Here is a 1,456-nt window from a genome sequence, read left to right as displayed (position 1 = left end):
CTAGTACGGCAGCCGCCAATCGTGATCATGGCTGGGGTTCGAGGTTGAGGCGGCGGGAGTAATGGGCTCGTTTGGCTCGCGCCTGGTGTCGGCGTCGCCACCTTGACCAGCGCAAACGGTGGGTGATGCTGCGGGTCGGGCGGATGAGCAGGACGTTGATCAGGTGGCGGATCTCGTTGACCGTCAAATCGATCATGTCGGGCTGAGTGCGGCGGTCTGGGGTGTGGGCGTCTGCGGCGCAGATCGCGAGGATGGCGAGGGCTGCCATGGCGAGGGTGGTGAACCGGTGCCAGGACGTCCAGCGGCGGACCTGGTGCTGGTCGAGACCGACCTGGCCCTTTCCCGCCTGGAACGATTCCTCCACGATCCAGCGGACTGCGGCCACCCGCACGAGTTGAGCGAGGGTGGCCGGCCCGGGTGTCCAGCAGCGGTAGAAGGCCAGCTCGCCGGTGGTGTTGTTGCGGCGGATCAGCAGGCTGTGCCGGCCGTCGTCGTCGGGGTCACCGTCGGCGCCGACGTCGGCCAGCCAGGCCCAGTCGTAGAACCGTGGCCCTTTCGATCCGTCGCCGGCGCTGCGCCGGGTCCACGCGATGGCGGGCAGGTTCTCTGCCAGCCGGTCGGCTCGGCAGCGGGTCTTCCCGCCATCGATCGGCACGAGATGATCGCAGGAGACCGCCAGGACGTAACCCAGGCGGAGTTCGCGCAACCGGGCCCGCAGGCTGGTGTTGTTGCCGTAGGCCTCGTCCGCGGCGACCCACCGGGCCGGGACCAACGCCTTCACAGCGGCGGTGACCATATCGTCAGCCAGCTCGGACCGGGTGGCGAACGCTATGTCGTCCGGAACGCCGGCCCGCTCACACCGGTCACGGTCGCCGGTCCAGGACTTCGGCAGGTAGACCCGCCGGTCGATCAAGGTGTGGCCGTGTCGGCTCGCATAGGCCAGGAACACACCGACCTGGGCGTTCTCGATCCGCCCGGCGGTGCCGGTGTACTGACGTTGCACGCCCACGGTGTGCACGCCCTTTTTCAGATCGCCAGTCTCGTCGACCACCAGGACCCCGTCGGGGTCACCGAGCCGGTCGACAACGACCTTGCGCACATCGTCACGCACCGCGTCGGCGTCCCACTTGGCCCGGTAGAGCAGCCGCTGCATCGCGTCCGGCCGGCCATGCCCGGCTTGCTCGGCCAGCTGCCAGCACGTCTTGATCTGAAGGTCGCAGAGCAGGCCGGTGACGAAGCTGGCGGCCGCCCGGCGGGGTTCGACCCGGGCGAACCGGCCCGCGAACGAGCCGGTCACCAGGTCGATGGTTCGACGCCACTGAGCAGGCTCTAAGCTGTGGCCTTCGGCCACCGCAAGGTCTGATGTTGTGTCCACAACGCACAGACGATCATGCGGTGGCCGTCCTCGTTCCTGCGGGATCCGAGGTCACCTCACGAACGGCGGCTGCCGTACTAG

1 protein-coding gene is annotated in these 1,456 nt (G+C 68.5%); it reads right to left on the bottom strand.

The annotated features are described in order from the left end of the window. Nucleotides 1-25 precede the first annotated feature (25 nt). Nucleotides 26-1,306, bottom strand: a complete 1,281-nt coding sequence (locus ACIA5C_RS48620; protein ID WP_396068201.1) for an IS701 family transposase — start codon at nt 1,304-1,306, stop codon at nt 26-28. Nucleotides 1,307-1,456: the final 150 nt, after the last annotated feature.

Origin of the sequence: Actinoplanes sp. NPDC051343 (assembly GCF_044455125.1) — a bacterium.
Lineage (GTDB): Bacteria > Actinomycetota > Actinomycetes > Mycobacteriales > Micromonosporaceae > Actinoplanes.
This window is presented reverse-complemented; position numbering and strand designations above follow the sequence as displayed.